Genomic DNA, 18,224 nt, shown 5'->3' on the forward strand with positions numbered 1-18,224 from the left:
ATTGATTGATTCTATGGAGAGGCCCACCAAGACCCAGCTTTAAAAAAATGGAGGGATATTATATAATGAAGACTGATTGACTTAAGAAGAGATGAGTCGGGAGGAACTATGGCAAAAAGAAAAACACGTTCAAAGAAAAAAACAAATAATACTTACCAACAAGCGGTTATCGCTTTTTTTATTTTAATTTTAACCGGGCTAGGGAGTTTTCAACTGGGCTTTTTAGGTCGAATTGTTAAAGCCAGCATGCGCTTTATGGTGGGCGAGCTCTATCTATTGGGATTCTTCCTGGTGGCCATTACCGCCCTTGCTTATTTGCTAACCAATCAAGGGCCAAATTGGCGCAAACGCCCTTACAGTTCTCTGCTATTAGCCGTCCCCATTTTGGCTTTACTCTGCCATGCGATCCAGTTTAAAGAAGTCATGGCCCAGGGGGAATCTCTATTTGCCGTTAGTTTAAATCACTTTTTGGCAGGTTTTAAGGGAAATTTTCAGCCTGATGTTGGTGGCGGTATCATGGGCGCTGGTCTCTATCAAGTGAGTTATTTTATCCTCAGCCAATGGGGAACTTACTTACTTATTTTCCTAGCTGCTTTAGCTTGGCTGGCTTACTGCCTAAATATATCCGGTCAAGAAATGATTTCCAGTGTCCAAAATCTGTTTCAAATGGCGGTGCAGTGGCTACAAGGCTTTATAAATGCTACTAAGGAGAAATCTGCTAAGCGTAAAGAAGCCAAGGCGAATAAGGTTAAGGAAAGTCAGCCAGAAACCCCAGTGAAAGATCATTCCCCTAAGCTGACTGATGGAGCAGATGAAGATAGTGAAGTCAGGTTTGACGACGATAAAAGTCAAGAATCCGCTGTGGAAATTGTGGGCCCCAACTACCAAAACTTAGTGGGGTCAGAAGAAGAAACCAGCCTTGACCAGGAAAAGGCAAGTCAAAGCCAAGACCAAGCCAGCCAATTAAGTCTGGATATCGACGAAGAGGATGATGGAGAAGATTTATCTGATTTAACTATCGAGGCCGAAGAAGAAAATCCCGATTATAAACTCCCTCCAGTCAGTCTCTTAAATCCAATTCACCACACGGATCAAAGTAGTGAGTATCACATTATTAAAGAAAACATCAAAACTTTGGAAAAGACCTTAGCCAGCTTTAATGTGGATGCCAAGGTGACTAAGGCGAATTTAGGTCCGGCAGTTACCAAGTATGAAATTGAACCGGCAGTCGGTACCAAGGTATCTAAAATTACCAACTTAGCTGACGACATCGCCTTGGCCTTAGCTGCTAAGGATATCCGGATCGAAGCGCCGATTCCAGGAAAGTCAGTGATTGGTATTGAGGTTCCTAACCAAAAGGTGTCTGTGGTTTCCTTTAGAGACAGTTTTGAGAACCAACCAGCCAATACGAAGTTACTAGAAGTTCCCTTGGGACGGTCAATCTATGGGGACACCCGGGTGGCAGACTTAACGAAAATGCCCCATCTCTTAATTGCGGGATCTACTGGTTCTGGTAAATCCGTCTGCATCAATGGGATGATTGTCTCCATTTTATTAAAGGCTAAGCCTAATGAAGTCAAATTAATGATGATTGACCCCAAAAAGGTTGAGTTAAACGTCTATAACGGTATTCCTCATCTACTAACTCCAGTAGTAACTAATCCACGCAAAGCCGCCCAAGCCTTGAATAAGGTAGTTGAGGAAATGGAGCGGCGTTATGAATTATTTGCCGCAACGGGTCAGCGAAATATTGATGGCTATAACCATCATGTGAGTGAATATAATGAGACCAGTGATGATAAACAGGCCTTGCTGCCTTATATTGTGGTTATTGTCGATGAATTAGCTGACTTAATGATGGTAGCTTCCAAAGAAGTTGAGGCTGCCATCACCCGCTTAGCACAAATGGCGCGAGCAGCTGGTATTCACATGATTCTAGCCACCCAACGGCCGTCAGTTGATGTTATTACGGGAATCATTAAGGCTAATGTGCCTTCCCGGATTGCCTTTGCCGTATCTAGTGGGACTGATTCACGGACAATTATCGATCAAAATGGCGCGGAAAAACTCCTTGGTCGCGGTGATATGCTCTTTATGCCCATGGGAGAGGGTAAGCCTTTAAGAGTACAAGGGGCTTTCATTACTGATGAAGAGGTTGAAAGCGTAGTTGATTTTGTTAAAGACCAGCAAGAGGCTAACTATAGTGAGGCGATGATGCCTAGCGAAGTGAATGAGAATAGCGCGGCTGACGACCTTGATGAGATGTGGGATGAGGTTATTGATTTTGTTAAGGGCCGCGAAACGGTTTCGATTTCCATGTTGCAACGTCAATTTCGCATTGGTTACAACCGTGCCGCCCGCTTAGTTGATGACATGGAGGCACGCGGCATTGTCTCAGAACAAAACGGAAGTAAGCCGCGCACAGTTAATATTAGTGAAAAACAAGAAGAACAGGAAGACTAAGAGGCTAGGACAAAACTCCCTATCTCTTTTCAAAATCCAAACTATTTAATTCAAAAGGTGCTCCGGGTGCAGATCGCTTTTTATTTAAACGCACTTGTCGCACGCTCCTAAGAAATAAGTCAAAGAGAAGGGAAACTTTAGTAGTGACTCACTCTTTGACTTTTTTACTAGGCTGGATTGCTTTTTGACTGTCTAAAACGTGATATAATGTAAGAGATATTTTCCTAAAGGAGGACATTGTCATAATGAATTTACCTAATCGACTGACCATGCTAAGGATTTTGATGATTCCCTTATTTATTTTATTGATAGAAATTCCCTTTAATTGGGGAACATGGACCATTGCTAGTCAAAGCGTGAGTGTTCAATTGGCTTTGACAGCCCTTATTTTTGCCATAGCGAGTTTGACCGATTGGCTGGATGGCTATATTGCTCGTCGTGATAGCCTGGTGACCAACTTTGGTAAATTTGCCGACCCCTTGGCGGATAAAATGTTGGTCATTACCGCCCTAATCGAGCTCATTGCTCTAGGCAAGGCGCCAGCTTGGCTTGTTGCCATTATTGTGATGCGTGAATTAGCCGTTACGGGCTTAAGGCTATTGATCGTGACTGAAGGAGAGGTTTTGGCAGCTAAGTGGCCAGGAAAAATCAAGACCTGTACCCAGATGTTGGCAATCATTTTATTATTAGTGAATGATTTTCCTTTCCAAGCCTTGCCATTTTCACTCGGACAGCTTTGCCTCTACTTGGCTTTACTAGCAACCATCTATTCAGGTTATGATTATTTTAAAAAGAATTGGCAAGTCTTTAGTGATAGTTTTTAAAGAAGACAATAAAAATTGTTGAAAGTACGGAATAATAGAGTGGAGGAAATCATGAAGGCAGAAATAATTGCGGTAGGAACAGAAATGCTGATGGGACAAATTGTCAATACCAATGCCCCATTTATCGCCAGACAACTGAATGAACTAGGGATTGAACACTACTATGAGACGGTGGTGGGGGACAATCCTGAGCGCTTAGTTGAATTAACTCAGATTGCCGAGTCACGTAGTGATATGATCATTTACTCTGGAGGAATTGGACCGACCCAGGATGATTTGACCAAGCAAGTAATTGCCGAATACTTAAATGAAGAGCTTATCTACGACCAAGAGTGTTTAGAGCAGATAAAACAGTACTACCAGGATCGCCATCAAAACATGTCCTCCAACAACCTACAGATGGCCCTGACTTTCAAAAATGGCCAATCACTAAAGAATGAAACAGGTCAAGCCTGTGGAAGCCTCATTCATAAAAATGGCTGTCTCTATGTCTTCCTGCCTGGTTTTCCAGATGAATTGGAACCTATGTTTATTAATGAGGTTAAGCCTTATCTCTTTGAACATTTGTCCAATAAACAGGTGTTGGCTTCTCGCTTTTTAAATTTCTTTGGTATTGGGGAAGCGGCCTTAACTAGTCGTCTAGAAGACCTGATCGCTAAACAAAGTAATCCAACGATCGCTCCTTATGCTTCTAAATCAGTAGTCACCTTAAGACTCACGGCCCAAGGGGAGGATCACGCAGTTACAGATAAACTGCTCGACCAAACCCAGGAAGAAATACTTGCCCTGGTTGGTGACTATTATTACGGAAGTGGTTATAATTACCTTCCTATGGATGCCTTATTTGATTATTTAAACCAAGAAGAAAAAACCATTGCTTTTGCTGAAAGCCTGACGGGTGGTCTAGCGGCGCATTTATTGGTCAACCATGAAGGCTCTTCAAAAATTTTTAAAGGGTCAACAGTTTCCTATAGTGAATATGCCAAGGCTCATGTCATTGGCGTAAGTCAAGCAACTCTCGACCAAGAGGGCATGGTTAGCGAGGTTTGTGCCCGGCAAATGGCTGAATTAACCTGCTCAAACTATGGGGCTGATTATGCCATTAGCTTCACTGGAGTTGCTGGTCCTGATAAGATGGAAGGTCAAGAAGTTGGAACCGTCTATTGTGGTTTTGCTAGCCGAGGGCAGTCTACCCAGGTCAAGCGCTACCACATTAATGGCAACCGCTCAGCCATTCGTTTAAAGGTTATCTACCAAGCTGTGTTAGATTTTATCCAAGAAAAACCCTAAGAACATTTGTTCTGTTTTTGCTTGCTTTTTTGACTTAATGCCGTTAGACTAAGAGTGAAAGATAAACGAGGAGGATATTGAATGAGTACATCACATGATGCAAACCGCCAAAAGGCTTTAGACCAGGCCCTTAAACAAATTGAAAAAAACTTTGGTAAGGGAGCTATAATGAAGATGGGAGAATCAACGGATACTCAGGTGTCGACTGTTCCGTCAGGCTCCTTATCCTTAGATATTGCCCTAGGAGTCGGAGGTTATCCGCGTGGACGAATTATTGAAGTCTACGGTCCAGAATCTTCTGGGAAAACCACTGTTGCCCTACATGCTGTTGCCGAGGTTCAAAAACAAGGTGGAATTGCTGCCTTTATTGATGCTGAGAACGCCTTAGACCCTGAATACGCTAGAGCTTTGGGGGTTGACATTGATGAGCTATTACTCTCCCAACCGGATACTGGTGAACAAGGGTTAGAAATTGCTGATGCCTTAGTGTCCTCTGGTGCGATTGATATTGTCGTTGTCGATTCTGTTGCTGCCTTAGTTCCACGGGCTGAAATTGAAGGTGAGATGGGGGACTCCCATGTGGGGCTCCAAGCTCGCTTGATGTCTCAAGCCCTACGGAAGTTATCGGGCTCCATTAATAAGACGAAAACCATTGCCATGTTTATTAACCAGATTCGTGAAAAAGTAGGTGTCATGTTTGGGAACCCAGAAACCACCCCAGGGGGAAGGGCCCTAAAATTTTATTCCACTATTCGTCTAGAAGTTAGACGCGGGGAACGGATCAAATCCGGTCAGGATATTATTGGTAACCGCACTAAGATTAAAGTTGTAAAAAATAAGGTAGCTCCGCCATTTAAGGTTGCTGAAGTGGATATTATGTATGGGCAAGGAATTTCTCAAGCGGGTGAATTAGTTGATTTAGCTGCTGACATGGATATCATTAAGAAGAGTGGCTCTTGGTATTCTTACGGGGATGACCGGATTGGCCAAGGACGCGAGAATGCCAAACTATATCTCACCGAAAACCCTGACATATTTAAGGAAATTGATAGTAAGGTTCGAGCAGAGTATGGTTTTGGTCCAGCTGTTGAAGATGACGATTCAGAGGATGAAACCACCAATGAAGAAGCCAAAAACGATTCATCAAGTGATGAAGAAAATGAAACCCTAGATTTATTTAACGATGATGAAGAATAAAATATTTTTCCAAAAACTTGGTGTTGATAGCCAAGTTTTTTCTTTAGAAAAGTCTTATAAATAATGAGATTATGACCTGTATCTATTACCTGTAAGCGTCTCATCCTATCAATATTTCCTTATATTTGCTTTCAGAGCAGAATGAGAATTTCTTGGTAGCGCTTCTAGAATAATTGACAATAATGTGAAAAAAATATAAAATTTAAATAAATGCTTTGCATTTGAAATTTTATGATTTTTTTATTTAAAAAAGCAAACAATTAAATAGACACGGAGGTGAAACTATGGATGGTTTAACTATTGCCTTCGTTATCGTTACTTTAATTGTTGGCCTTTTAGTCGGATTAGTAATTGGTTACAAAAGACGTCAAAATGTTGAAGAAGAAGAACGTAATGAGGCGCAAAATACTGCAAAAGGAATTTTAGCTCAAGCAAATAAAGATGCTGAAGCTAAAAGAAAAGAAATTCTTTTAGATGCAAAAGAGAAAGCTCAGGATTATCGCAATCAAGTAGAAAGCGAATTAAGTGATCGCCGTCAAGAAATTACTCAAAAAGAGCAAAGACTCTTCCAAAGAGAAGAAAATCTTGACCGGCGTGAAAATGTTCTTACCAATAAGGAAAATGATCAGCTTTCTAAAGAGCAATCGATTCAAGATCGCTTAAAAAATGTTTCTCAAAAAGAAGAAGAAGCCCAAGCAATGGTTCAGGAACGTCAAGATGAAATCGAACGGATTTCTATGATGACAACTGAAGATGCCAAGGCTTTGATTTTGAAAGAGACAGAAGCAAACTTATCTAATGAAATTGCTTTACGAATTCGAAATGCAGAAGAAAACTATAAAGAGCAAGCACATAAGCTCGCTACTTCAATTATCTTACAAGCAATCGAAACATCTGCTGCCGATACAGTCGCCGATACTTCGGTAACCCGTATCGATTTACCAAACGATGATATGAAAGGTCGTATCATCGGTAAAGATGGGCGGAATATTAAAACCATTGAAGCCTTGACTGGGATTGATTTAATTATCGACGACACTCCAGAAACGGTGGTACTCAGTGGTTTTGACCCGATTCGTCGGGAAATTGCTCGGATTGCTTTAGAAAATCTAATTAAGGATGGACGTATTCATCCAGCAAAAATTGAGGAAGCGGTTGAACGTGCTAGAAAATCAATGGATACAAAAATTCGTGATACTGGGGAAGAGACCACCTTTGACCTAGGTATTCATGATATGCATCCAGACTTAGTCAAGTTAGTCGGACGTTTAAACTATCGCACCAGCTATGGGCAAAATGTCTTGAACCATAGTGTTGAAGTAGCTAAACTGGCTGGTATTATTGCTAGTGAACTCGGCGAAGATGAACAACTGGCTAAACGAAGTGGATTATTACATGATATTGGCAAAGCTGTGGACCACGAGGTGGAAGGTACCCACGTTGAAATTGGTACTGAACTCGCTCGTAAATATAATGAAAATGATATCGTTATTAATGCCATTGCGGCCCACCATGGAGATATCGAATCTGCTTCTGCGATTGCCATTATTGTTCAGGTCGCTGATGCCTTGTCGGCTGCTCGTCCCGGTGCTCGAAGTGAATCATTAGAGAATTATATTCAACGTTTAAGAAGTTTAGAAGCCCTAGCTAATGAATTTAGTGGTGTTAAGAAGACATACGCTATTCAAGCAGGCCGCGAAATTCGTGTGATTGTTAATCCCGAAAAGGTGGATGACTTAAGTGTCGTTAAGATGTCACATGATATTTCTAAACGTATTGAAGACGAACTGGATTACCCAGGCCAAATTAAGGTGACGGTAATACGTGAATCCCGTTCTGTGGATTATGCAAGATAAATTACCTAAGCTATATAATAAGCTTTGATTAAAAATAAAGAAATCTGGAGTAGTAAATTCCAGAATGAATAATAAGCGAATCGATAAATCCCTATTGGAAAGGTCGATTCGCTTATTTTTTATGTAAGCTAGTAATCAAAGTGAGTGACTTTTACAGATCTCATTTCATCAGTCATATATTCACCTTATGAAAACTAATATTATTTTTAAGTTATTGATGTTGTTAATGTTATGTAAAAACGCAGTATCGTTATTAGGATATGCTTATAAGGTATCGCAAAGTAAAAGTTGCAAATTTATGATTTTATTGAAAAAGGGCGGGAAAGCGCTAAAAAAGCGCAATAAAAAAGCGGTTCTGGTGACCGCTCATTCATTCTCTTCTATAAACCCGATAGTGGGGGGGAGAAAAAACTTGTACGAGATTTGTACGATTTACTATTGATTTGACTGTTTTTAAGTGTTTTCAAATTGATTAAGAATGCTGTTAAATCAACATTTTCAAGGGCTTTTAATAGCGCTTAAAAGTACAAAACGGAGAAGGTGGGATTCCACCCTTGTTCCGTTTCTATCTTCTATAAACATTGATTTACCAGCGTTTTAACCCTATATGATTTGTTTATACTTTCCACTTTGCGCAATATTTTGCGACTACAGTTAAAAATTAACATAATTTGCGAAAAGCTGAGCGCTTTTTCTTTCAGACTGTTCCGTGACATGGGTATATATATTCATGGTGGTTTGAATATCCCCATGGCCAAGGCGGTTCATCACATCTTTCATAGGAACACCAGCTTCAAAGAGCAAAGAACAATGAGTATGCCTGAAACCATGGATCTTAATAAATCTAAAATCATTCTGTTCACAGATACGCTTAAAGGCGTTATAGATAGACGTAAGGTTGAGAAAACCATTTGTCTTAGTGTTATTGAAAATAAGCTGATCTTTACCTAGGTTGAAGCCTATTTTTAATAATAGTTGCCCTTGTTCTGCCCGCCATTTCTTCAAAACGTTTAGGGTCTTGTCGTCAACGCTAATCGTCCTTACGCTATTGGCGTTTTTAGGAGCTTTTAAATAGAGCTCATTGCCGTCACGCTGCCCAACAGCTTTATCAACCGTTAGTGTCTTATCATTGAAATTAATATCATTCCAAGTCAAGGCGAGAATTTCCCCACGTCTAAGGCCGGTATAGGCTAGCGTTCTAATGCATGCATGCCATTTCCTGCTTTTCTGCCGCTCAAGAATGGCCATAAGCTGGCGTAACTCGTCACGGGTATAGAAAGGGCAGGGATCGGCTTTTTTGTCGCATTCATAGGTTATTTGCTTCTTAGGAACAACGACTTTATTAGTGACTAATTGGGAAATGTACCCCTGAACATAGGCGTATTTTATTACTCGTTTCAAATAACTATAATCTGACCGATATTTTTTATATTCCTTATGCCATTGATTAATGACATTCTGAATCATAGGGGCGGTTATTTTGTCTATGTAATACTCCCCAAAGACAGGTAAGATTCTATTTTCAAACAGACGTTTAGCTTTTGACAGGGTAGAATCTTGGACATCATTTTGATAAATATCTAGCCATTCATGATATACTTGTTTAAAAGTAAATTTCTTTTCTTTATTGAAGCAATCGCCTAGCAAGAACTTTTTCTCTTGTTCTTTGAGATAGGCGGCTGCTTCTTTTTTTGAGTGAAAACCTCTTTTACGGCATTCAATCTTTTTGCCTGTTAAATCATCTATTCCAAGGTAGCCCCAAACTTGCCAGAACTCCCCTTTTGAATTGGTATATTTTCTATAAGTTGCCATTCTTTAATTTCCTCTCTAATTCACTATCCCTATAGCAGAATCAGAAAGCACTTATATTAGTATATAACCCCACGCCAAGGGCTTACATAAAAGAATGAAATGTGGTGGTAGCGACTATTCTTTATTAGAATCTTGCGATACTTGCCACAGATAAAATTCTATAGCTTCTTTAGATTTATTCATTAATTTGCTGTATTGATCGTTAGAAAGTGTTAGGCTTTTGCCATCTTTTGTTAAGGTCGCTTTTCTTTTACTAGATACTGTTTCGTTAATAACTTCATAACCTAATGATTTTAAATAATTATCAAAAGCATTAATTTTATTAAAGGCCGAAGATAGAACTTCTTCAGCCGTAGCCCAGCCACCTTTTTCACCATATAATAAATATTCTACAGTGATACCGCCTAGGTCTGCTATGGCTTTTAAACGCTCATTGTTTGGTAAATTTTTTCCAGTTTCCCAATTACTAACAGCGGGCAATGTTGCGTTTATTCTTTTAGCAAATTCCGTTTGATTTAAACCTAGGCTTTTTCTTAATTGCCTAATTCTATGCCCAACAGCTATTATTAAATCAGCTTGCATTGAATCTCCTCCTTTTATATTGAATTATATACTAAATAAAGGTGACTTCATATAAAAAAACTAGAAATTATTTTTAATTCTAGTTGACTTCATAAAAATTATAGTTTATTATAGTTTCGAGAAATGAGGTGAGAAGCATGCAAGCAATCAATAAAATAAAAGGCTATCGCAACATGCTAGGTCTAACTCAAAGTGATATGGCCAAAGAATTAGGCATTAGCAAGCAAGCAATGCACTTAAAAGAAGTGGGAAAAATCCCCTTTAAAGATAGTGAAAAGCGTATCGTGCTAAATATTTTTAAACAAGCAGATCAATCTTTAACAATCGAAAGTCTATTTTTTTAAATTATTATTCTAGAAAATTATAGTTATTGTTAGAAACGATTAGAAAAGTAAAACAGTAAAAAATAAGCCCCCACGGCTGATTCATTGAGTATCTATGTTAGTAAAAAAACACCCCACGCCAATGGCTGACATAAGAGAATGAAAAAAACAGTGCTTTTGAAGCACTAGACAAAGCGGACATTTAATGCCTATTGACAAGGAAAAAGTAGGCCTAATTTAAAAAATACCGCTTACTTTCCATTTTGAGAGGGTCTAATGCCTATCTATTTATAAAAAAGTGCCTTTTTATCAATATTAAGAGGCATAAAAAGACAACAAAAAAACGCTGAGCATTAAGCCCAACGTTTCAAACCCAACCATAAGAAGTTAGCGCCCGCCATAGCGCTTAGGCAAGGAGTAAGCACCTATTAGGTCATACCACCTAGCCCCGCACTTCTTATAGATATTACCTAGTAATTATACAGGTATTTGGGGCAGAAATCCATTTTTAAATTAGAAAGGGGAATCCACTATGCAGTTAGTTTATATCAAAAATAGGAGCAGCGAACCTTATACGCTTTCAAGTGTTATTGCTGAATGTGCTGAGGTACAGCACAAGGCCGTAAAAAATCTAATTTATAAGTATAAAACCGATTTAGAGGATCTAGGAGTTTTGACATTTCAAAATGCTAAACCTCCCAAAGGGTCAAAAGGTGGACGACCAACGAAAGACTACCGATTAACCGAACCTCAAGCAACGCTGCTTATAACTTGGTTAGATAACACAAAGCCAGTTAGAGCTTTTAAAAAGGATTTGGTTAAGGCGTTCTTTTCTATGAGGGCAGAGCTTGCTGAATTTAGGCTTCAACGTGACCATGAAAAGTTATATCACAGCCATCTTAATGAAGCCATTGACGGTTGGATATACAAAAATCCGCATTCCTACAGTAATATAGCCAGTCTGCTTTGCCAAGTGGTCACAGGGCAGACCCCCAGACAATTAAGGGGGCAGCATGGCGCTTCTAAAGAAGTGCCGGCCCTTGATCTCATGACAACGGAAGAACTAGACCTATACCGCCAAAAAGAGGTTCAGGCAACCATCTGCTTAAGGCAGCAATTGCCTTACTCAGAAATCAAAGCCAACTTATTGGCAGCTTAGACCTAAGTAATAACAATAAAATTAATGATCTTTGAAAATTGAATAAATAAGGGTATTGACATGTTGGAACTCATAAAGTATTATTACTTTATGGAACTCAATTAGTAGGAGGTGAGAGCCTTTGAAAAGTTCCAAGATGGGAAGACCTAAAGCTAAAAATCCTTTAAATGTAGATGTCAAAGTTCGTATTGATGAAGCAACCAATGAGCAATTACTTGCTTATTGTAAAAAGCATAATATCACCAGAACGGAAGCTATACGCAAAGGAATTCAATTAGTTTTAGAGTCTGACAAATAAAAAAGACCCCTTAGAGGTTCGCAAGTTTGGCGACAGAGAACCGCTAAGGGGGAGCACTCAATAAGAGTACATGAATACTATACCACATGTACCCTTATTTGACTAACCCAGATAAGGGAGTGAATGCCCTTGTCTGCTAATGATGAGGGTTTTTATTTTGCAAATAAACAGCCCAAGGAGGTGATAACGATGTATTTTTCAACCGGAGATGTGGCGACATTATTTATAATCATATTCCTATTAGTGGCCGGCTTTTGCTATCAGATGGCGACTGTAGAGCGGCTGACTGAGGAAAATGCCAAGATCAAAAATATTTTAAATGGTAATGTACAAAAATAATTAAAAAAGAAAATGAAAGAGGTATTTATTATGACTAAAGATGAAATTAAAGAAGTACGTGTTCAAGCAAAGCTAGCAGCCGCAGGACTAAATATTGATGAAGCTAAAACACTTATTAATATTATCAAGCGAAAAGCTTACTCCAAAGCGATGAGCGAGCAGGAATCAGAGCAGATGGTTGAATGGGAACTAGATGATTTAATGGGATACGCTTTAAGTTGCGCTGATGAAATGACACGGCTTCAAAGCCTTGCTGAGGTACTAGACGACACAATTATTGAAGTAAGCTATTTACTCAAAGGACTTGATAAGTTGTTATTTGGTGGCTCAGAAGAGTCTGAGGACGAAGCCCCAGCAGACCTTAAAGAAGCCGAAGAAGACTAGAAAAAAAGTGCCAATGGTTATCCACCGGCACACTTAAAACACCTATTACATTATACCGAAAATATTGATTTTTGAAAATTAAATATAAGGGCTAAGTGTAGACTATCAGGCTTAAATTAATTATAATGTAATTACTAAAATAATTACTAATAAGGAGTGAAAGCCATGGTAGTTAAAGCCAGAAAACAAGGGAATTCTTTAATGGTCACCATCCCAAAAGCCTTTAACATAGCTGAGGGGGCTAGCTTTACCCCCCACCTGCAAGAAGATGGAATATTCTTTGAGCGAGTGGACACCGCCCCCCGCTTTGTTGATGATTTTGATGCCTTATTATTAACGGACATTATTAAAGACGGCTATACGGACGGCGAAGCGATCATTAAGGAAATGGAACGCCGCAAGGGATTCATGGAAGACCGTTTAAATGAGCTTATGGGCGAGCCATCTAGCCAGATGACTGAAGAGGATTTTAATCGTGAATTTGGACTATAAAATCTACTTCAGAAACAGCGCCAAGCGGGAACTCAAGAAGTTAAAAGATAAACGCCTAATCAAGTTAATTAGTCAGGAAATTTACCAGGTCATAGCCAAAGACCCCCATTGTGGGGATCGCAAAAAAGGTGGCTTGAAAGATATTTATACCCGGCCAATTCACTACCAAAAGGCACAATACCGCATAGCTTACACTATCCATGAACACATTGTGACGGTGGAAATTATCCAAGTTGGTAGCCGTGAAAACTTTTATAAGGAGTTAACACGGAAAATACCATAAAAGTGACCCAGTCTAGCTAAAACACTTAAGCCCTTATCATTGATTTGATGAGGGCTTTTTATATGCCCAAAAACAGGGATAGGAGCGATTAATTATGACTGATTTAACTAAAAATACAGAGGGAATGAACCAGCGGGAAAAGGCAGCGGCAAGGCGGGAGGCTATGCTTAATTACTTTGGTAGCCACTCAACGGTTACTTTTCAGGAAGTGGCCGACAAATTTGGTTACCCATCTGCTGAGGTGGCACGGCCTAAAATGTATCGCCTAAAGAGCCAAGGCTATATTGATTTCACGGTAAAGGACAGCGCCATGCACGGCCTAGAGGTCTTAAAAAGAGCAGATGAACCAATTTGGATTAAGAGCCAAGAGCAATCCGCCGAGTATTGGGAACTTTACTATCTGCTAAAAGAATTGGCCATGACCGAAAATGATACAACTGTTCTTAATGCAAAAACTAATACCATTCAGGTGGCCATGAAAGCCCTTTCTAAGGTATAGGAGGAAAAGAAAATGAGTGATATTCAAATTCAATTAGACCCTAGCGCTTCAAAGAATTTTGTAGACCAGTTAAAGCCCTATCTGAACCAGCTGGCCGAAGACCTTAAAAGGGACTTGGCCATTAACAGGGAAATGCTGACAATTGATGAAGTCTGTCAGTTATACAGTACCAGCCGGAACACAGTAACAGAAAAATGGCACAGAGAACTAGGCTTGCCCCTCAGTAAGCTAGGAAACAAGATCTATATTGAACGTCAAGTCCTAAACGACTTCATTAGATCACACCCTTACCAATAAAAAAAGCGGCTCATGGCTAACCACAAGTCGCTAAGGACGATTTTATGAACCGAAATTTTTCGGAATTAAAAAGATACTTTGGTAACTTTTTATACGTCCATTATAACAGATCCACAAAGACCGCCGCAATAGGATTTTAAAGGAGTAAATCATTATGAATACAACTAAAGACGATTTAATTAAAGATATTTCTAACCAAACTAAAATTATCCAAAATAGCATTAATGCTATAAGTTCCCGAGAAACTAACCCTAATATCAAAGCTATTCAAGGAGCGGTTAACAACATAACAACTGATCTTTTTTGGCTAAAACCAGCCCCAGAGGGAGACCCGGAAGCTCCTTGCTGCCTGACCGCTGAGCACTTGAACAAAGTGGCCAATGCTTTAAATCCCACTTTATTCACGATCCAAAAGCAAGAAATGATTGACAAAGTGATCAGAATGGCTTCATGCGCTAGCGGGGTCAATTCAGAATTTTTTCAAGAATTAAAGAAAGCTCAGCATGATCTTGACGAAGATTTCCAAAATCAAATTAAGCGCCAAGGTGAGACACTAGAGACCATTTATTGCCTATTATGCAATAGCGATGATGAAGCAGAAGTTCAAAGTAACCTAGAGGCCTTAGGTATTGAATACTAGGTGGCTGCCATGATCTACACAACAACAGGAGTTAAGAACAACCAACTCAAAGAATGCCCCTCTAATGGTAGTGACTTTGAAACCTTAGCCTATCTTTGTCAAAACAATATCCAACACCTAGAGGGCATTCAATCCCAGCCAGACGGTGGCAAGCCGGTTTCTGATGAGATCAAACTAAATGACTGCCTTTACTTCTTTAGTGGCCAAATCCAAGGCTCAAAGCGTTCTGACAGCCAGACCCTTAGCAAGTCACTCATTACCCTAGACATTGAACCTAGGGCCAACGCTGACCCTAATAGCCCTTTTAAATATGAGCCATTGGACTATGAAGAAGCCGTTCAGAAGCTTTTAAAAGAGCTTGAGGGGCTAAGGTATATCATCTATCCAACGATCAATAGCCAGCCCCAGCATGCCAGAATAAGGGTTATTTTAGAGCCTGACCAGCCTATGACTAAGCGAGAATGTAAAGCGACAACTCAGGCGCTTATTGACCACTTGGAAAAGTTAGGTTTACCCATTGACCCAAGTAGTGGCGACTTTAGCCGTCTAATGGGTATGCCAGTAGACAACGGCCTAGACGGTGATTATAAGGTAATTACCCATCTTAGTGGTGCGAAAGTGCCTGTAAATCGTCCTGAGCAACAAGCTAATTTTGAAATTAAAAGGACTTATAGCCCCTATGAGAACGGCCGCTATATTGGCAAAGTGCCCCGGCTATTACAGGAAGTTTATTCCGGAATTTCTCAAGGTGGCCGCAATAACTTTTTCACTAAGGCCTTTGGAACGCTTTTAAAGGCCAATGTTAGCCCAGAATATTGTATTTCTATTTGTCAAGATTGGAATCAGCGCTTCACTCAACCGCCCCTATCTGATCAAGAATTGGTTGGTGTAATGAAAAGCGTTTTATCACGAGAAGAACGAAAGCGAGGTGAACCAGTAAATGACTAATGAATTTGATGAAGTGCTTAGACGTGCCAGAAACCTAACCAATCCCCCTAAGGAAAAAGCCCCCAGAACCATGGAAGAGATCCGTTCAGCACTCGAGGCCGCAGGGGCTAAATGGCATGCTGAACACCAAAAAGAAAACAAAAGCGCCCCCTTTTTACATGAGGGAACAGGGGCAGAACTTTTTATGCAACATGTCCATTGTATTTTGATAGGTAATGACCGGGATAGGGCCATGCTGGCTTATTATGACCCAGAACAAGGCCTTTATATTTCAAGTCAGAATGAAATGAGCGGGCTAATTAATTGCTTGGAAGAATATAAATATAAGCATTGGATCGAGGTTATACGGCAATTAAGAATCAGAGTGCCCCTCAAAGAGCCTTTTTCTAGTCGTGACCTAATCCCAGTGAACAATGGCATTTACTCACTCAAGGAACATAAGTTACTACCCTTTAGCCCTAAGTATGCCATTACCAGCAAAATCGCCACTAACTACAATCCCTTGGCCACTAAGCCTATTATCAATGGCTTTGACTTTGATAAGTGGCTAAAGGCTATTGCTTGTGGTGATGAAGAAGTCGTTACTTTGCTATGGCAGGTTATCAATGAAGCCCTGAACCCTAACCATACACGGAATAAAATCGGTTTTTTAATCGGTAATGGGAATAGTGGTAAAGGAACGTTTCAGCAACTATTAATCAATCTTATTGGCAAAAAGAATGTTAGTGCTTTAAAACCGCCTGATTTTGGCAGTCAATTTGGGAAAGAGGCACTAATAGGGAAAGTCTGCAACATAGGGGATGATATCTCTAATAAATATGTCGATAGTATCTCAGATCTTATGAGTCTAGCCACCGGAGATCCCATTATGATAGAGGAAAAAAGGAAGCCCATTTTTATGGCTACCCTTAAAATATTTTGCTTATTTAGCGGTAACGGCATGCCTAACGTCCGCAATAAGTCTACAGGCTGGTACAGACGGTTACTATTGATCCCCTTTAATGCTGACTTTAACGGGGAAAAGAACGATCCCAATATTAAAGAAGTCTACCTAAAAGACAAGGCTGTTTTAGAATACGTCCTAAAAAAGGCCATTGAGTTGGATTTCACCCACTTTATCGAGCCAGAATCGGTTAAGAAAGAAATCGCTAAGTACCGCCGAGCTAATGACTTTATAGAGGGATACATTAATGATGAGTATATCCCTAATGGCTATCATGAGTTGGGGAAAGTGCCAAACAATTTTATTAAGCATGATTTAACGGTCTATAAAGAGGAGATGGGGAACTATAGCCCCTTGCCCTATGGCTTTTGGACTAAGTTTATTGAGATCTTGGAACGGTTGACGGGTAATAAGTATAAATTGGCCAAACAGAGAATTAATGTTTCTGAATCGGAAAATATGCCAGAGGAAATCCAACCCTATGCCAAGGGCCGCAACCCAATAAGAATTATTCTCAAGCATGAATAATGTCCCGCATTGTCCCGTATTGACCCGCTTGAGGCGGGACGTTAGAAATGCTGGTATATCAACAATCTAACATATATGTCCCCTATGTCCCGCTTCTTTTTAAGTATAACTATAGTAATAAATAATATATATATATAACAAGTTGACAAGAACCGGGACATTTTTTCGAGATAGCTCTAAAGCCTTTGCTATCAAGGGATTTGGGGGCAATTTTTCCCTAAAAACAACCGGGACAAGACTGGGGACACAACCCCCTAAATAGATCATTAACAATGATTAAAGACAAAAGGAGACCTAAAAATGGATGTTTTAGAAATAAAAGATGAATATATCAAGAAGCGAATGAAGCAATTACTTAACCGCCCCCAAGGAGACGGGGCTTATATGTTGGCAGAACAAGAATTCAATCTGATTATGACCATGCAAGGGATCATTTATTACATTGAGGGAGATATTACCAAGGATCAGTTGGAACTAATCAATGATCAAAACGGAATCGACAAACAAGGTTATGAACTCATGCGAGAAGTTGGCATTATTGAATTTTAAGGGGAAATAAATGGACTCACCAGAAAAGAAAAAGCAATTTACAACAATCAGACAAAGCCAAGTGTTGGAATACCCTATCAACCTAATAGCTGATATGGTGGCAGGTCAAGAATACAACACAGCAATGCTTACTAAGGCAATTAATGGCTACTTATCAGGGCAAATCACTAGAGACCAGCTCAAAGCAATTAATGATAAGTACGGAGTGGCCCGGGAAGCTTATCAGATGATGAAAGACATGGATATTTTATAAAGGAGGACCTTATGGACGAAAAAGAAAAGATTGATCAATACATAGAAAAGCGAGTGGCAGGCTTAGTTAATTTACCATGTCCCACTATTGCTAAGTTATTGGCAAATCAAGAAATAGAAATGTTGGGATTGGCCGGCACGGTAATAGACTACCTCAATGGCGATTTACCTAAAGAAGCACTTGAGAAGTATGCCTATTCAGCAGGTATGCCAACCGCAGCAGCTGACCTTTTCAAAGAAGTAGGTATTTTATAAAAGAGGTGGCC

General features: G+C 39.8%; 22 protein-coding genes. 20 read left to right on the forward strand and 2 right to left on the reverse strand.

Features of this window, described 5'->3' with window-relative positions:
- Window positions 1-108 precede the first annotated feature (108 nt).
- The 5 genes from DBT50_RS03080 to rny all read left to right on the forward strand — a co-directional run bounded on the left by DBT50_RS03080 (window position 109) and on the right by rny (window position 7,630).
- Complete coding sequence (locus DBT50_RS03080) at window positions 109-2,463, forward strand: DNA translocase FtsK (RefSeq protein ID WP_111851695.1); 2,355 nt, start codon at window positions 109-111, stop codon at window positions 2,461-2,463.
- Window positions 2,464-2,708: 245 nt separating this feature from the next.
- Window positions 2,709-3,287, forward strand: a complete 579-nt coding sequence (pgsA, locus tag DBT50_RS03085; protein WP_111851694.1) for a CDP-diacylglycerol--glycerol-3-phosphate 3-phosphatidyltransferase — start codon at window positions 2,709-2,711, stop codon at window positions 3,285-3,287.
- A gap of 51 nt (window positions 3,288-3,338) precedes the next feature.
- Complete coding sequence (locus DBT50_RS03090) at window positions 3,339-4,577, forward strand: competence/damage-inducible protein A (protein ID WP_111851693.1); 1,239 nt, start codon at window positions 3,339-3,341, stop codon at window positions 4,575-4,577.
- A gap of 81 nt (window positions 4,578-4,658) precedes the next feature.
- Window positions 4,659-5,774, forward strand: coding sequence for a recombinase RecA (recA, locus tag DBT50_RS03095; protein WP_013669682.1), 1,116 nt, complete (start codon window positions 4,659-4,661; stop codon window positions 5,772-5,774).
- A gap of 284 nt (window positions 5,775-6,058) precedes the next feature.
- Window positions 6,059-7,630, forward strand: coding sequence for a ribonuclease Y (gene rny / locus DBT50_RS03100; protein ID WP_064292335.1), 1,572 nt, complete (start codon window positions 6,059-6,061; stop codon window positions 7,628-7,630).
- 654 nt (window positions 7,631-8,284) lie between these two features.
- On the opposite strand, the gene DBT50_RS03105 is transcribed toward rny, so the two are convergent.
- Both DBT50_RS03105 and DBT50_RS03110 read right to left on the reverse strand, forming a co-directional pair.
- Window positions 8,285-9,442 (reverse strand): site-specific integrase, encoded by a 1,158-nt coding sequence (locus DBT50_RS03105; protein WP_111851692.1) that lies wholly within the window; start codon window positions 9,440-9,442, stop codon window positions 8,285-8,287.
- A 114-nt stretch (window positions 9,443-9,556) separates the two neighbouring features.
- The gene (locus tag DBT50_RS03110) at window positions 9,557-10,024 is read right to left on the reverse strand and encodes a helix-turn-helix domain-containing protein (protein ID WP_111851691.1); all 468 of its coding nucleotides are present in this window, start codon (window positions 10,022-10,024) and stop codon (window positions 9,557-9,559) included.
- Window positions 10,025-10,161: 137 nt separating this feature from the next.
- Between DBT50_RS03110 and DBT50_RS03115 the strand changes: the two genes are divergently transcribed.
- The 15 genes from DBT50_RS03115 (at window position 10,162) to DBT50_RS03185 (ending at window position 18,213) form a co-directional block, all read left to right on the forward strand.
- A complete protein-coding gene (locus DBT50_RS03115) occupies window positions 10,162-10,368 on the forward strand; it encodes a helix-turn-helix transcriptional regulator (RefSeq protein WP_111851690.1) in 207 nt (68 codons plus the stop codon).
- 511 nt (window positions 10,369-10,879) lie between these two features.
- Complete coding sequence (locus tag DBT50_RS03120) at window positions 10,880-11,506, forward strand: Rha family transcriptional regulator (protein ID WP_111853048.1); 627 nt, start codon at window positions 10,880-10,882, stop codon at window positions 11,504-11,506.
- Between the two features lie 121 nt (window positions 11,507-11,627).
- Window positions 11,628-11,804, forward strand: coding sequence for a CopG family transcriptional regulator (locus DBT50_RS03125; RefSeq protein WP_224783826.1), 177 nt, complete (start codon window positions 11,628-11,630; stop codon window positions 11,802-11,804).
- Window positions 11,805-11,933: 129 nt separating this feature from the next.
- On the forward strand, window positions 11,934-12,143 hold the full coding sequence (locus DBT50_RS03130; protein WP_146742893.1) for a hypothetical protein: 210 nt from the start codon (window positions 11,934-11,936) through the stop codon (window positions 12,141-12,143).
- 30 nt (window positions 12,144-12,173) lie between these two features.
- Window positions 12,174-12,527 (forward strand): hypothetical protein, encoded by a 354-nt coding sequence (locus tag DBT50_RS03135; protein ID WP_111853046.1) that lies wholly within the window; start codon window positions 12,174-12,176, stop codon window positions 12,525-12,527.
- A gap of 165 nt (window positions 12,528-12,692) precedes the next feature.
- The gene (locus DBT50_RS03140) at window positions 12,693-13,019 is read left to right on the forward strand and encodes an AbrB/MazE/SpoVT family DNA-binding domain-containing protein (protein WP_111853045.1); all 327 of its coding nucleotides are present in this window, start codon (window positions 12,693-12,695) and stop codon (window positions 13,017-13,019) included.
- On the forward strand, window positions 13,003-13,302 hold the full coding sequence (locus tag DBT50_RS03145) for a type II toxin-antitoxin system RelE/ParE family toxin (RefSeq protein WP_181566036.1): 300 nt from the start codon (window positions 13,003-13,005) through the stop codon (window positions 13,300-13,302). Before DBT50_RS03140 ends, DBT50_RS03145 begins: the two co-directional genes overlap by 17 nt.
- 94 nt (window positions 13,303-13,396) lie before the next feature.
- The gene (locus DBT50_RS03150; RefSeq protein WP_111851686.1) at window positions 13,397-13,801 is read left to right on the forward strand and encodes a hypothetical protein; all 405 of its coding nucleotides are present in this window, start codon (window positions 13,397-13,399) and stop codon (window positions 13,799-13,801) included.
- Window positions 13,802-13,813: 12 nt separating this feature from the next.
- Complete coding sequence (locus DBT50_RS03155; protein WP_111853043.1) at window positions 13,814-14,098, forward strand: helix-turn-helix domain-containing protein; 285 nt, start codon at window positions 13,814-13,816, stop codon at window positions 14,096-14,098.
- Between the two features lie 154 nt (window positions 14,099-14,252).
- On the forward strand, window positions 14,253-14,738 hold the full coding sequence (locus DBT50_RS03160) for a hypothetical protein (RefSeq protein ID WP_111853042.1): 486 nt from the start codon (window positions 14,253-14,255) through the stop codon (window positions 14,736-14,738).
- Window positions 14,739-14,747: 9 nt separating this feature from the next.
- Window positions 14,748-15,686, forward strand: a complete 939-nt coding sequence (locus DBT50_RS03165; protein ID WP_060778032.1) for a primase alpha helix C-terminal domain-containing protein — start codon at window positions 14,748-14,750, stop codon at window positions 15,684-15,686.
- Window positions 15,679-17,157, forward strand: coding sequence for a DNA primase family protein (locus tag DBT50_RS03170; RefSeq protein ID WP_060778033.1), 1,479 nt, complete (start codon window positions 15,679-15,681; stop codon window positions 17,155-17,157). The genes DBT50_RS03165 and DBT50_RS03170 overlap by 8 nt, the downstream gene beginning before the upstream one ends.
- Before the next feature lie 300 nt (window positions 17,158-17,457).
- On the forward strand, window positions 17,458-17,706 hold the full coding sequence (locus DBT50_RS03175) for a hypothetical protein (RefSeq protein WP_060778034.1): 249 nt from the start codon (window positions 17,458-17,460) through the stop codon (window positions 17,704-17,706).
- 10 nt (window positions 17,707-17,716) lie between these two features.
- Window positions 17,717-17,959, forward strand: coding sequence for a hypothetical protein (locus DBT50_RS03180; RefSeq protein WP_060778035.1), 243 nt, complete (start codon window positions 17,717-17,719; stop codon window positions 17,957-17,959).
- An 11-nt stretch (window positions 17,960-17,970) separates the two neighbouring features.
- The gene (locus tag DBT50_RS03185) at window positions 17,971-18,213 is read left to right on the forward strand and encodes a hypothetical protein (RefSeq protein ID WP_060778036.1); all 243 of its coding nucleotides are present in this window, start codon (window positions 17,971-17,973) and stop codon (window positions 18,211-18,213) included.
- Window positions 18,214-18,224: the final 11 nt, after the last annotated feature.

Origin of the sequence: Aerococcus tenax (assembly GCF_003286645.3) — a bacterium.
GTDB classification, from domain to species: Bacteria; Bacillota; Bacilli; order Lactobacillales; family Aerococcaceae; genus Aerococcus; species Aerococcus tenax.

Excerpts from the sequence above, each read along its gene's own strand:
- DBT50_RS03135 (WP_111853046.1), top strand. The coding sequence starts at position 12,174 with ATGACTAAAGATGAAATTAAAGAAGTACGTGTTCAAGCAAAGCTAGCA.
- DBT50_RS03080 (WP_111851695.1), top strand. The coding sequence starts at position 109 with ATGGCAAAAAGAAAAACACGTTCAAAGAAAAAAACAAATAATACTTAC.
- DBT50_RS03170 (WP_060778033.1), top strand. The coding sequence starts at position 15,679 with ATGACTAATGAATTTGATGAAGTGCTTAGACGTGCCAGAAACCTAACC.
- DBT50_RS03115 (WP_111851690.1), top strand. The coding sequence starts at position 10,162 with ATGCAAGCAATCAATAAAATAAAAGGCTATCGCAACATGCTAGGTCTA.
- DBT50_RS03155 (WP_111853043.1), top strand. The coding sequence starts at position 13,814 with ATGAGTGATATTCAAATTCAATTAGACCCTAGCGCTTCAAAGAATTTT.
- DBT50_RS03105 (WP_111851692.1), bottom strand. The coding sequence starts at position 9,442 with ATGGCAACTTATAGAAAATATACCAATTCAAAAGGGGAGTTCTGGCAA.
- DBT50_RS03090 (WP_111851693.1), top strand. The coding sequence starts at position 3,339 with ATGAAGGCAGAAATAATTGCGGTAGGAACAGAAATGCTGATGGGACAA.
- DBT50_RS03180 (WP_060778035.1), top strand. The coding sequence starts at position 17,717 with ATGGACTCACCAGAAAAGAAAAAGCAATTTACAACAATCAGACAAAGC.
- DBT50_RS03185 (WP_060778036.1), top strand. The coding sequence starts at position 17,971 with ATGGACGAAAAAGAAAAGATTGATCAATACATAGAAAAGCGAGTGGCA.
- rny (WP_064292335.1), top strand. The coding sequence starts at position 6,059 with ATGGATGGTTTAACTATTGCCTTCGTTATCGTTACTTTAATTGTTGGC.
- recA (WP_013669682.1), top strand. The coding sequence starts at position 4,659 with ATGAGTACATCACATGATGCAAACCGCCAAAAGGCTTTAGACCAGGCC.
- DBT50_RS03120 (WP_111853048.1), top strand. The coding sequence starts at position 10,880 with ATGCAGTTAGTTTATATCAAAAATAGGAGCAGCGAACCTTATACGCTT.
- DBT50_RS03110 (WP_111851691.1), bottom strand. The coding sequence starts at position 10,024 with ATGCAAGCTGATTTAATAATAGCTGTTGGGCATAGAATTAGGCAATTA.
- pgsA (WP_111851694.1), top strand. The coding sequence starts at position 2,709 with ATGAATTTACCTAATCGACTGACCATGCTAAGGATTTTGATGATTCCC.
- DBT50_RS03150 (WP_111851686.1), top strand. The coding sequence starts at position 13,397 with ATGACTGATTTAACTAAAAATACAGAGGGAATGAACCAGCGGGAAAAG.
- DBT50_RS03165 (WP_060778032.1), top strand. The coding sequence starts at position 14,748 with ATGATCTACACAACAACAGGAGTTAAGAACAACCAACTCAAAGAATGC.
- DBT50_RS03140 (WP_111853045.1), top strand. The coding sequence starts at position 12,693 with ATGGTAGTTAAAGCCAGAAAACAAGGGAATTCTTTAATGGTCACCATC.
- DBT50_RS03175 (WP_060778034.1), top strand. The coding sequence starts at position 17,458 with ATGGATGTTTTAGAAATAAAAGATGAATATATCAAGAAGCGAATGAAG.
- DBT50_RS03160 (WP_111853042.1), top strand. The coding sequence starts at position 14,253 with ATGAATACAACTAAAGACGATTTAATTAAAGATATTTCTAACCAAACT.